A 12,583-nucleotide genomic window follows, 5' to 3' on the forward strand; every position below is an offset into this window, starting at 1 on the left:
AGGTTGCTTATTTTTGATGGTTTGCCAGTATAAAAGCAACCTGTTTACGATCTTTCTCCGTGACAGGAGTTCCTTGTCGTCTTGCGATCCATGGCTTGATGGCGGCAAAGGACTGGCCAATCGGAAACTTAACCCGCGTCATACGCAACTTTGGCGCTTGTTTGAATACTATCATCGTGTGAACAGGAATCGACACGCCTTCCGCCTTTAAAAGTGATCTGACATGTTTCGTGAGGCGTTGTGCCTCTATTACTGGGTGCCGTTGTTCAACCCGTTGAACACGTTGCTCGTCTTCGACGTGATAGGTTTGATCACTTAGCAATACAGCAGCCTCTTGATTGACAAGGACTAAAAACAATCCTTTTGGCCCGATTAAGGCAAATTCAATCTTCATGCGGCGGTCGAGCTCGACGTTTTCAAATAACATCCAATCGTACCGACAAATATGTCGCACTTGATCACAGACGAGTTCTAAGTCGTTCACCTTACTTGGAACTGAACGTTTAAAGGAAAAGAAACGCCGGTCTTCTAGAGGTGTCATTTTTTTTGCCATCACCTGTAACATATTGTCTCCCCTTACGTCTATGTATTATTAGTTAGTTTACCATCCTTTTGCACAAGCGGTGTGCGCTTTCAAAATCAGGGGAATTTCGTAACAAAAAAAGACATCCACTTCTTTTTAAGTAGATGTCTTGACGTTTATTGATTTTCTTGGTGAGGACGTCCAAAAACAGCTTTTTCAAGATTTGAAATCCGGCGTAGCATGTCATAATTCGATGGATTAGACACTGGGGCTTCCGCCTCAACGATTCGCTCTTCGGGTTTCGGCGCCGTCGCTTTTGCTGCTTCTAGTTCTTTCTTCAAACGCTCGATTTCGCGCTCGAATCCTTCGTAATCTTTGATGACTTGATCCAAATATCCATCCACTTCTTCAATCACGTAACCGCGTAGGCCCGTCTTAAATTCTTTTTTGTAAATATCATCTGCTGTCAATAAGGGTTTATACATCGTCTTCACTCCCACTGATCATTATAGTTCAGTTCCTGTTCCATCATCGATAAATCATCTTGTGTGATTAAGAACAGTTGATAATCGGTCCGTTCCATCTCTATTCTAGCACGCTCGACGAGATACTTCGCTGAGCCACCGTGTTCTTCATCAAAAACGGATAACAGACCTTGGCTTTTTTCAATCATGAATTCCGTTTTGTTACGAAGCTGACTCGGATTCTCATAAGGCTTTTGGCTGATTGCATCGACGAAGTCCGCCTGGTTCAGTACCGCTAAATACTGAGCTTGTACAGGTTCCTTCCATTTAGCCTCTTGCTCTAAAAAGGGCAATAAAATCCCGAGACGAATGTCCGGATAGTCTGCTTTTAGTTCTAAGATGACTTCACAGGCCCACAGTTCACAGCCTGGAGTCGCGCTTGTTACGAACCATGTCGTCCCCATGTCTTCAATGAGTCGAATCAAGCGTTCGCGGTACGCCGCTTTGATAACCGGAATACCAGGATGTTTTTGATCAAAAATTCCTAGTTCAGTTGGCTTATAACCCGTGATGGCAACGACTTTCATTCTTGACACTTCCTTTGTAACCGATTGCTCCGATGTGTAAGTTCAGCGGTCAAACGTTCCCGCCGTGTTGTTAGTAACACCTGTCCTTCTAACAGTTGTTTTGCTTGCTCAGTATAATCATAAGCAAGCTGTGGCTCTTTTGCAATGTGCTCCGCCCATTTCGCCAACTCGATGTATCCGCGGAATGTCTCACTCTTTTCAAAGCAGTTGACTGCTTCCTGATGCCGTTTCATTTTTTTGTGCAGAAGTCCTTGCCGTAACCAACCTTCTGCCGATAGATCGTTTGCCTGATGAAAATGCTCGACCGATTGCTCATTGATGCCTAAATCGGCTAACCAGACGGCAATGTTTTCCCCAATTCGAGGTGATACCTCTTTTCGATGGGTCACGAGATGATTGCATTCATCGTACAGACTGACAAGTGTCAGACAGTCATGCAGGTGATGTTCAAGGACGCCATCCATGATGGACGGATTTTGATGTTCGACGTATTGAAAGTAATGCATCGGGGCTAAAAATCCTGGCAAATCACCCGCTCGTTCAAATCCGATTTGCTCTTCCATCGCTGTCAGACGGTACGAATCGGATAACCCTTTAAAAATCCGCCGACAGACATGGAGTAAATCCAGGTGACCGACTTTCGGCAGACGCGGTACACGTTCACGGACGAAGACATGTCGCGTCTTGATTTGCGGCCAATCAAAGCTTTTTCCGTTATAGGTGACGAATCGGACGTCTTCTCCGATATCAGTCAAAAAGTGATGATAAAAAGCTGCTTCATAGTGCGGATGCGGCAGGAAGTATTGCCGCATCAATAGCTCGCCTTGTTCAAAACGGGCGAACCCCATCAAAAAAATCGTTGTCCCCGTTCCACGTAAACCGGTCGTTTCCGTATCGAAAAAGATGATCTGTTCGAGCGGGACATCGAGCGCGAGTGGTGGATGCGGTAGTTGGAGTGATTCGTACCCGGCACCAAACGTCCGGTGTCCATGGCTTTCTGTCAGTGGATAGCGCTGATCGATTCGAACGATCCACTCATCTTCGAACGTTAAAATTTCCGCCCCCTTCTCCACCCAGGCGGCTTGTTCGTTCGCAATCTTCGGATCGACGGCGTGCGTCGAAGTCTTTTCTATCGTTTGCCGTTGTCCACTCTCCTGATTCGTCGGTTTTAACATTCGTCTTAATTTATTTTTCATGTTAACTCCCTTTCCATCTCAGTCAACATCTGAATCGTCCGCTCCTTTTCGTCTGCGAGACCGACCATGCCGATACAGGCCGGGCAACCGTCAAGGCAGGGACATGTCTCAATCGAGTCGCGTGCTGCCCGTAACATGATGCTCCGTTGTTTATAGATTGAAGAAGCTAAGCCGACCCCTCCAGGATACCGGTCATACAAATAGATGGTCGGTTTCTGCGTGTGTGTCGCCTTGACTTGCGGCACGACGAAAACATCACTCGCGTCACACATTAAATAAAGAGGTGCCACACGCCGTAGGCTGTTCGCGACCCCTTCCAGTACTTGTTCGAGCTCCGTACTGGAAGCAGATGTAGCAGGCAACGTAAACCAGACGCCTGTCGTATGGATTTCCCGTTCAGGTAAATGAATCGGACCAGACCCGATGTTTTCGTGGGTACCGAACTTAATTTTTTTGAACATCGTCGCCATCCCACGAACACTGACATCACCACGGGCCACACTAAACAGATCATTCGAATAGCTTTCATCTTCTTCAAGGACAGACAAATCGACTGAAAAATTAGCATCGGTATAATAATCGACATCAACGGCACGGACGAACGCTTTTTTCTCCTCAAAATCGAGTGTCTCGACTTGATATTGATCCGCCCCATGCAAGTAAATCGCTTCATCGTGAAGTAACGTCATTGCACTAAATGTATCCATCTCACCGATGACCCGATTCGGGACTTCCGTCTGATCGACGATGACGACGTTTTCTTGATCACTTGAGCGTAACGAGATCTCATGTGCCGGAAACGCATCATTCATCCAATAGAAACGCTCTCCCCGCTGATGCAGGACACGTTCTTCAACTAAATACTCGAGAATATCTTCCGTCTCGAGTGTGCCGAATCTTTCACTTTGCCGAAACGGAAGTTCGAATGCGGCACATTTTATATGGTCGACGGCGATGATTAAATTATCGGGATCGAGTCGTGCCGCCTCTGGTGATTGATTTAAAAATAACTCCGGTCGTTCTGCCACGTATTGATCGAGCATCCCGGACGAGGCGACGAGGATGATTAAAGCATCATCTTGCCGTCTTCCGGCACGCCCGGCCTGTTGCCAAAGCGAAGCAATCGTTCCCGGATAACCATTCATGATACAGACTTGCAATTGACCGATATCGACGCCCAGTTCTAACGCATTCGTCGAGACGATGCCGGTGATTTCACCTTTTCTTAGACGCCGTTCGATATCACGTCGCTCCGTCGGTAAATAACCACCACGGTATCCTTCAATCGATTTCGGACCGAGTTCATGGCGAATCAAACTGCGTAGATACGTCAGCAACACCTCGACGCGGACACGTGAACGGGCAAAGACGATCGTCTGAAACTTCTTTTTGATGAATCGGGATGCCAGTTGTTTGGTTTCGAGTGTCGCCGAACGTCGAATTCCGAGTTGGGCATTGACGATTGGTGGTTGATAGACGATGAAATGTTTTCGCCCGGTCGGAGCACCGTTGTCATCGATCAGACTGACCTGCTTCTCAATCAGCCGTTCCGCCAGTTCTTGTGGGTTGGCAATCGTCGCGCTCGTCATGATGAAGACAGGGTCACTCCCGTAATAGTGACAAATCCGGCGTAACCGTCGGATGACATTCGCGACGTGACTCCCGAAGACGCCACGGTACGTATGCAACTCATCGATGACGATATACTTCAGGTTTTCGAACAGTTCAATCCACTTCGTATGATGCGGCAAAATGCCCGAGTGAAGCATATCTGGATTTGTAATGACGATGTTCCCCGCTTTGCGGACTTTCGTCCGAATCGTCGGTGACGTATCTCCGTCATACGTAAAACAACGAATCGGTGCTTCGAGCTCATCAATCAACTCGAGCAGTTCACTGTTTTGATCTTGTGCGAGAGCTTTCGTCGGATAGAGATACAGTGCCCGGTCGTTCGGATGCTCCAGTAGATGCGAGAGAATCGGTAAATTAAAGCAATATGTTTTCCCGGAAGCCGTCGGCGTGACGATGACCGTCGATTTCCCTGCCATGACTTGATCAAATGCTAATGCTTGATGCCGGTATAAGGCATCGATGCCACGTGCTTTGATAGCTTGTTGTAATCGTTTTGGCATCTGTTCCGGAAAAGGTGAGTACCGTCCTGCTGTAGCTTCCATCGTCTTCATATATGTGACGCGCTCCATAAAGGCGCGATCAGCTTTTAATTCCTCTAAATAAGTAACGAGTGATTGTCTCGGTTCCATCGACTCACTTCCTTCCTTCTTCACTCATTATACAAAAAAAAAGAGGTAAGACTGTAGCGACAGGTTCGCCACTTCAGTCTTGACCTTCAATTCATTCCTCTGTTTCTTATTCCGTGCTTTGGGAATCCTCTTTTTTGTCCGTCTTTTCTTTATCGGATTGTTTTTTCTTATCATTTTCTTTTGCTTTTTCATCCGTTGATTGTGTAGAGACTGACTCATCCGTTGCCGGTTCGTCCGTTGCCGGTTCATCCGTCGCTGGTTCGTCCGTTGCCGGTTCGTCCGTTGTCGGTTCATCGGTCGTCGGTTCGTCCGTTGCCGGTTCATCGGTCGTCGGTTCGTCTGTCGTCGGTTCATCCGTTGCCGGTTCATCTGTTGCCGGTTCATCTGTTGCCGGTTCATCGGTCGTCGGTTCATCCGTCACTGGTTCCTCAGTCTCTGGTTCAGCGACTGTGACTGACGTCGCAACAGGACCTGACTCTTCTCCTGATGCTTTCGCGACGAGTGTGAACTCTGTTCGTCCTGGTTTTAGACTGTTGATACCAATTCGATTCGTCGAACTCGTCCCAAGAACCGATGTATTGCCATCCGGATCTTTCATCGATACTTCAAATGTTACGCTATCGTATCCGTTCGTCCGCAACGCTGAATCGTTGTAATTCCAAGTCAGCTCACCTGACTGCGCTTCTTCATCGTAAGAAGCTTGCAATCCAGTCGGAGCTGGTACGGCCTTTTTTTCGACGACCGGCTCCTTCGTTCCTTTCACATACAGTTCGTCACCGATACTGAGGACCGAGCTTGGTTGTTCGAACGGCGCTGGTGTCCGGTCACGTGTTTTGGTCACAAAATCTTTCCATAGGTTTTGTGCCATTCTACTCTCGGTTTGCCCTTCGAGGCCGATCCCGTTATTATTTCCAGATGTCGTCGTTCCTGTCCAAACACTAATGGAGACATCAGAAGTATAACCAACGAACCAAACATCCTTATAGGCATTCGTCGTTCCGGTTTTTCCTGCTGCATCAAATGAAAGTCCAGCCGTCGGGAACGTACCGCCCGGCTTCAGGACGTCACGAAGCATGTCCGTCAACATATAGGCTGTATAGTCTTCCATCGCTTTTTTCGATTTGATTGGTGATTTGATTTTTGATCCATCACTGTACTCAATTGACTTGATGATGTGTGGCTCCACATAATCGCCACCGTTTCCGAGTGTCGCATAAGCGCCCGCCATCTCAGTCGTGTTGAATCCGTGTTTCATCCCACCGATTGCGTACGCTGGAGAAATTGATTCATCTTTTTCTAATGCCAAACCAGATTTAGCAGCAAACGATTCGACCGCATCGCCACCAATCTCTTGGAACGTTTGGATTGCCGGCGTATTGGCTGAAATCTTCAACCAGTTTCGAATCGTGTTTGTTCCTTTGTAACCGTCGTAATAGTTTTGAATCGTCTTGCCGTTAATCTTCGTTTCTTGGTCCGTGATTTGTTTTGCTGTCGACCATTTTTCATTTTCAATCGCTGGACCATACGCGAAGAAGGGTTTCGCAGAAGAACCCGGTTGGTGCGGTTCATTCGCGTAGTTACGGCGTGCCGTGTCTTCCCCTGGATTTTTTCCATCGACGACGGCTAAGACTTCACCCGTTTTTGTGTTGACGGCAGAGGCCGCAGCTTCGGCATAATCTGGTAATTGTACGACTTTGTCTTCTTTAATGGCTTCATTCATATAATCATGCATCGGTTTATCAATCGATGTATAAATTTTGAGTCCTTGGCCATAGATGTCTTTTCCTTCAAGACCAAAGACATCTTCTAATTCTTTTGAGACCATATCAAAGATGACGCTATCGTACGAAGCATCTGTCGTCGATTTTGGAGCGGGATCAATCAATTTAGAAATCGGTTGATCGACTCCTTGGTCACGTTGTTTTTGCGTGATGACGCCTGTCGTCAACATCGCATCTAATACTTGTGTTTGACGCCCCTTCGTTAACTTCGGATCCCCTTTAATCGGGTCATATGCTGTCGGACGCTGTGGCAATCCGGCAAGCATCGCTGCTTCTGCATAATCTAATTTATCGACTGTCTTATTGAAATAGGCTTTTGAAGCCGTCTGAATTCCGAACGAATTCTGACCATAGTAGTTTTTATTCAAGTACATTTCTAAAATTTGATCTTTCGTGTAGTCTTGTTCTAGACGAATCGCTAACCACTGTTCTTGTACTTTCCGTGTGATTGTTTTTTCAGAACTTAAAAACGATTGTTTGATGACCTGTTGCGTGATTGTTGATGCCCCTTCCGAGCCGAATCCATCGGTGATGTTCGCGATGATCGCTCCACCGAGACGACGGAAGTCAATCCCTTTGTGTTGGTAAAAACGTCGATCTTCAATCGCGATGAAGGCGTCTTTGACGACTTCAGGAACTTCTTTAATCGAGACGTACTCGCGACTCGTTCCACCCTGTTTGATTTCCTCTTTGTTGCTCGCATAAATTTTCAGCGGGAGCGCATCCCGTAGTTTCGTCTCATCGAGTTCCGGAGCAGTGGCAATCGCATACGCAGCAAACCCACCTCCGACAAGCATCATGATGATGAATAAGCCGGTTGCAATCATTAATAGCTTTTTAAAAAGTGGACCTTTTCCAGATCCACCTGAACCACCGGACTTCTTTTTTTTCGGACGTTTCGTCCGATTCGATTGTTTAGTTGACGTCTTCGTTTCTTCACGACGTGCGACACGACTTCTTTCCATATGCTATCCTTCTCCTTCAATCCGTAAGTTTCTCAAGTGAAATATAATTCGTCTACTGCTTCGAGATAATCGATCGCAGGGAACGCACCTGTCTTGATTTTTATACCATGTTGTTCGATTTGGTCGAGCGGAATTGATTTACGACCCGTTTCTAATTGCTCCCACCAAGGGAACACGTGCTCGACTGAAAGCACATATTGCACATTATACATACTGAACCGAATGATGACAAAACAAATTCCTCCATGTGCTACGCATTGTCGCATGTGTTCGATTTGGTGGGGGTGGAAGTTCTTGAGTGGAAAAGAGGTTTTATGATTCGTTTCCTTCGCTTCAAAATCAATATATTTCCCCCGATAGACACCATTATAATCGGTCGTCGACGGTTGTTTGAAATAGGCTTCTTTCACGACAGCCGCAGAACGTTTCGGGTAATCGACTTGAACGATTTGAAGGGGGGTTGGCTTCTTGTGAATAATTGCCCGATTATGCGTCAAGTAAAACGTATTGCTTTCATTAATCAATTTTTCAAGCTTCATCCCCCGATTAGAAAACGTCGATGCTTGTGAGCGTGCTTTTTTTATCGTCGTTCCATGAGGTTCGAGAGGCTTTTGAAATTTTTTACCGTTCGGATAATTCAAAACGATTCCCCTCCTATCGCGTTTATTGTACCATGATATGTGATTGTATCGTATCGGCCGAGAGGAGTAGTTAAAAACAAATGACAATTGAACCGTTACTTCAAGAAATCGAAAAAATTTATCAAGCAGGTCGCGCCGGAACAGAATATGACTTCAACGAGGATGTCATTCCGTTCGTCGAACAAGCAGATGTGCTCATCGCCGATTGGCAACATAATGCGCAGAACAGCCCTTATTTACGCCCGGCGATGGTCGAGAGTGCCGTCGATCAACTGAAACAACTATCAGTCCAGGCGTTCCAACCAAAAACAAGTTTAAAACGTTTCAATGAAACGATTAAGTCTGTTCGCTATATCGATCAACTGATGCAGTGATTTCTCTCACTTAAGGTTTTACTTTTTTTAGCAGGAAATCTTGGTATACTTGTCGTACACAGTATAGTGTGGGAGACAGTTACAACTGGTCCTGTAGAACCGCGCGAGGAGGAATCTGATTGGCAACACCTAAATCGAATTCGCGCCATGAATCAAAAATGATTCCTAGAGCGTCGAACAACACTGCGAAAAAATACGTCATGTTCGTCGATGAGACGGGGACACCTAAAGGGAATACGCAATTTAATTTGACAGGTGTCTTGATGGAATACAAATATGCCATCGATTCGGACGAAACGGGTGAACCGAGCCCTTTACGGAAACGCTTGATGGAATTTAAGTCGAGTGTGTTTGAAGATCCACACATTCCACTCCATTTAAAAGAAATTTTAAAGGCGGAGCATCCTTACGGCAAAGAAGACGGGATCACGATTGATATGTTACGTCATTTTTGGGTCGCATTACCTGACTTCCTAGTCGATATCGACTGTACGATTGTCAGTGTCGAAGTCGATAAACAGAAGCTGCAAGATTTTTATTCGACACCAAAAGATCCTTACGTCGTCGCCTTTGCCCACTTGATGAAATCTTTTTACGCTTTTTTAGAGGAGACGGAAGCGACGAGTGCTCGTGTCGTCCTCGAAAGTCGTGATGATTATCAAAACTTATTAATTCAAAAAGCGTTCTTCGATATCTTTAACTCGGGGACGGTCCACCTTGACGTCGAAAAAAGTCGTCAAAAAATTAAAGGCTTCATCTTTGCTGAAAAGGATAGCGACCTCTACCAATCCGGTCTTGAGATTGCTGACCTCGTCTGTCTTCCCCTTTCACGCGTACGTCGTGGCGTGATTGAGGTGAAACCACGGTTTGTCCATTACGGGGACGAAAACCGAATCTTTAAAGCAATCAAAGAAAAAATTTACATTCGTCGCGATAGTCCCGATCAAGATTTCCGAAACTGGGGATTCAAAAAAGTTCCGATCACGAAAAAGCGTCGGGAATGGTCCGATACGCCTTGGAATGGTTAAACATACGCGCGTATGATGGACAAGAGACATTTTATTTCACACGAATAAAGGATAGCACGCTTCTGGGGTTTCTTCCGGAAACGCGCTATCCTTTTTTTGCTTTCAAGCATCATTTAAATAATTCTTCGTTAATCGACAGGGATGATTGTCCCTTTCGTCCGTTTTTTTCCTTCCCGACACATGTCGAGTAATGGGCATTCAAGGCAGTGCGGACGTTGCGCCTTGCAGTGATACCGTCCGAAAAAAATGAATTGATGATGAAGCTTCGACCAGCGTTCCCGCTTGAATCGTTTCATCAACGTCGCTTCGACTTGTGTGACATTATCTTTCCAGCGACAGATACCGAGTCGTTTCGAAACCCGTTCGACATGCGTATCGACTGCGAATGCCGGGACATCGAATGCAACCGATAACACGACGTTCGCTGTTTTTCGCCCGACGCCGGGTAACGCTTCGAGTCCGGCGCGGTCCGTTGGTACTTCGCCTTCATGCAACGTGATGAGGCGTTCCGCGAGTGCTTTGATATTTTTCGCTTTATTGCGATAGAGACCGAGTCGTTTGATTTTCTCTTCGATGGCAGCGACCGGTGCAGTGGCTAGGTCGCTTGGCGTCGGATACGCGGCAAACAATCCCGGCGTGACTTGATTGACGAGCACGTCCGTCGCTTGCGCACTCAAGGCGACGGCGACGACGAGTTCAAACGGATTTTTATGAATCAGTTCACAAAAAGCGTCCGGAAACATCTCTTCGAGGGTCAATTCAATCCGGTCGATTTCAGCTACTCGTAACATGATTCACCCTCCTCTCGTCGCAAGATCTTCGAGTGTTTTAATACCCTCGCGTTCCCACGTCCGCAAAATTTGATTGATATAGGTCATCTTCCGGACGTTATGGTAGACGGCTTCGCGAAGCGCAGCAAGGACTAGCTCTTCCGCGATGTTTTCAATCGTCAGCCACTGAATGATTTGTTCCATTTGAAACGGCGACATCATTCCGAGTTCCCGCTCAAATTGTTGGAAGACCGATGGATTGATCGTATCGAAATTCGGCGCCTCTTGTTCCGGTGGTGCCATTAATTTTTCATAGAGTGGAACTAACGAATAGCGTTCCGATCCGGCGACGTTTTCCATCGCCAGCAACCCCTTCTGTAACAAACCGAGCGTCGTCTCAATCGTTTCCGTCTCGGACAGCCCGAGACGATTGCTCAATTCTTCCGGTGAAGGCATCTCCATCCCTTCCGCACGGCAAGCGAACAGTTGACCGATTAACGTAAACTCGACGAAGCTGATTCCAAGCCGCTTCGCTTCCGTGAACAATCGTTTCGGAAGCACGACGGTCCCTTCTTCGAAAAGTTGGATTAAATTATGATTCATGACACTTCCTCGATTCTTTAGTCTAAGCAAGAAATCGACCCGTCTAAACGATGGGTCGATTTCAGTCTAAATTACGGATACAACCGGTTGAGTAGACGTGGGAATGGAATCGTCTCCCGAACGTGCTCGACGCCCGTGATCCAAGCGACAGTCCGTTCAAGTCCTAAACCAAAGCCACTGTGCGGTACTGAACCATACTTGCGTGTTTCAAGATACCATTTATAGGCGCCTGTCTCATCCAAGTTATGTTCTTTCATATCAGCAAGCAGTTTGTCGTAATCTTCTTCACGTTGCGAACCACCGACGATTTCGCCGTATCCTTCCGGTGCAATCAAGTCGTCACACAGAACGAATCCCGGGTTTTCCGGATCTTCTTTCATGTAGAACGGTTTGATGGCTTTCGGCCAGTGCGTGATGAAGACCGGGCGGGCAAAACTATTTGCGATTGCTGTTTCATGTGGTGCACCAAAATCATCTCCGAATTCGATGTCATCGAATCCTTGCTCTTTCAACATATCGATTGCTTCCGTATACCGGACGCGTGGGAATGGTGCTTGAATCGTTTCAAGAACCGTCAAGTCACGCCCGAGCAACTCGAGTTCCGCTTTACAGTTCTTCAAGGCGGACTGAACGAGATGCGAGACATAGTTTTCTTGGACTTCGAGGTTCATCTCGTGGTCGTAGAACGCCATCTCCGGCTCCATCATCCAAAACTCAATCAAGTGGCGACGTGTTTTTGATTTTTCAGCACGGAATGTCGGACCGAATGAAAAGACTTTCCCGAGCGCCATCGCTGCCGCTTCCATGTAGAGTTGACCCGATTGTGACAAGTACGCATCTTCATCGAAGTATTTCGTTTGGAACAATTCGGTTGTTCCTTCCGGTGCACTGCCCGTCAAGATTGGTGGGTCGACTTTGATGAACCCTTCTTGGTTAAAGAACTCATATGTCGCACGGATCAATTCATTTCGAACGACCATGACGGCATGCTGGCGTTTTGACCGCAACCAAAGGTGACGGTTGTCCATCAAGAAATCTGTTCCGTGTGCTTTCGGTGTAATCGGGTAGTCGATTGCTTCATGGATGATTTCAATTGAAGTGATCTCCATCTCATGTCCAAGTGCTGTTCGCTCACCATCTGATTTGATGACTCCCGTCACCCAAAGTGATGATTCTTGCGTTAGACCTTTCGCTGTTTTGAATAAGTCTTCTCCGACCGTTTCTTTGACGACGACACCTTGCATAAAGCCGGAACCGTCACGTAACTGAAGGAAGGCGATTTTACCGCTTGAACGTTTGTTCGCTAACCAACAGCCAATCGTGATTTCCTCTCCCACATGTTTTGCTACATCTCGAATCATTGCTTTCAAAAGTCAACATCCTCTCTAAG

12 protein-coding genes are annotated in these 12,583 nt (G+C 46.7%); 2 read left to right on the forward strand and 10 right to left on the reverse strand.

Going from position 1 to position 12,583, the window contains the following annotated elements:
* Positions 1-7: 7 nt before the first annotated feature.
* The 7 genes from KNP96_RS00265 to recU form a co-directional block, all read right to left on the reverse strand.
* Positions 8-565, reverse strand: a complete 558-nt coding sequence (locus KNP96_RS00265; RefSeq protein ID WP_214768559.1) for a nuclease-related domain-containing protein — start codon at positions 563-565, stop codon at positions 8-10.
* A gap of 134 nt (positions 566-699) precedes the next feature.
* Positions 700-1,008 (reverse strand): cell division regulator GpsB, encoded by a 309-nt coding sequence (gpsB, locus tag KNP96_RS00270; RefSeq protein WP_088837303.1) that lies wholly within the window; start codon positions 1,006-1,008, stop codon positions 700-702.
* Positions 1,009-1,013: 5 nt separating this feature from the next.
* Complete coding sequence (locus KNP96_RS00275) at positions 1,014-1,574, reverse strand: SLOG family protein (protein ID WP_088837304.1); 561 nt, start codon at positions 1,572-1,574, stop codon at positions 1,014-1,016.
* Positions 1,571-2,770 carry a ribonuclease H-like domain-containing protein gene (locus tag KNP96_RS00280; protein ID WP_088837305.1) on the reverse strand — a complete coding sequence of 400 codons (1,200 nt, stop codon included), beginning with the start codon at positions 2,768-2,770 and terminating at the stop codon, positions 1,571-1,573. The genes KNP96_RS00275 and KNP96_RS00280 overlap by 4 nt, the downstream gene beginning before the upstream one ends.
* The gene (locus tag KNP96_RS00285) at positions 2,767-5,031 is read right to left on the reverse strand and encodes a DEAD/DEAH box helicase (protein WP_214768560.1); all 2,265 of its coding nucleotides are present in this window, start codon (positions 5,029-5,031) and stop codon (positions 2,767-2,769) included. The genes KNP96_RS00280 and KNP96_RS00285 overlap by 4 nt, the downstream gene beginning before the upstream one ends.
* A 106-nt stretch (positions 5,032-5,137) precedes the next feature.
* Positions 5,138-7,777: a transglycosylase domain-containing protein gene (locus KNP96_RS00290; protein ID WP_214768561.1), complete on the reverse strand. Its 2,640-nt coding sequence runs from the start codon at positions 7,775-7,777 to the stop codon at positions 5,138-5,140.
* A 32-nt stretch (positions 7,778-7,809) separates the two neighbouring features.
* The gene (recU, locus tag KNP96_RS00295) at positions 7,810-8,424 is read right to left on the reverse strand and encodes a Holliday junction resolvase RecU (protein ID WP_204251435.1); all 615 of its coding nucleotides are present in this window, start codon (positions 8,422-8,424) and stop codon (positions 7,810-7,812) included.
* Positions 8,425-8,498: 74 nt separating this feature from the next.
* Between recU and KNP96_RS00300 the strand changes: the two genes are divergently transcribed.
* Both KNP96_RS00300 and KNP96_RS00305 read left to right on the forward strand, forming a co-directional pair.
* A complete protein-coding gene (locus tag KNP96_RS00300; protein ID WP_088837309.1) occupies positions 8,499-8,792 on the forward strand; it encodes a DUF1798 family protein in 294 nt (97 codons plus the stop codon).
* Between the two features lie 119 nt (positions 8,793-8,911).
* The gene (locus KNP96_RS00305) at positions 8,912-9,820 is read left to right on the forward strand and encodes a DUF3800 domain-containing protein (protein WP_239456727.1); all 909 of its coding nucleotides are present in this window, start codon (positions 8,912-8,914) and stop codon (positions 9,818-9,820) included.
* A 128-nt stretch (positions 9,821-9,948) separates the two neighbouring features.
* On the opposite strand, the gene nth is transcribed toward KNP96_RS00305, so the two are convergent.
* The 3 genes from nth to asnS all read right to left on the reverse strand — a co-directional run bounded on the left by nth (position 9,949) and on the right by asnS (position 12,554).
* Positions 9,949-10,611: an endonuclease III gene (gene nth / locus KNP96_RS00310; protein ID WP_088837310.1), complete on the reverse strand. Its 663-nt coding sequence runs from the start codon at positions 10,609-10,611 to the stop codon at positions 9,949-9,951.
* 3 nt (positions 10,612-10,614) lie between these two features.
* Positions 10,615-11,193, reverse strand: coding sequence for a DnaD domain-containing protein (locus tag KNP96_RS00315; protein WP_029330601.1), 579 nt, complete (start codon positions 11,191-11,193; stop codon positions 10,615-10,617).
* 71 nt (positions 11,194-11,264) lie between these two features.
* The gene (gene asnS / locus KNP96_RS00320) at positions 11,265-12,554 is read right to left on the reverse strand and encodes an asparagine--tRNA ligase (RefSeq protein ID WP_152638933.1); all 1,290 of its coding nucleotides are present in this window, start codon (positions 12,552-12,554) and stop codon (positions 11,265-11,267) included.
* Between the last annotated feature and the right edge of the window lie 29 nt (positions 12,555-12,583).

The organism is Exiguobacterium sp. s133 (assembly GCF_018618595.1).
Lineage (GTDB): Bacteria > Bacillota > Bacilli > Exiguobacteriales > Exiguobacteriaceae > Exiguobacterium_A > Exiguobacterium_A oxidotolerans.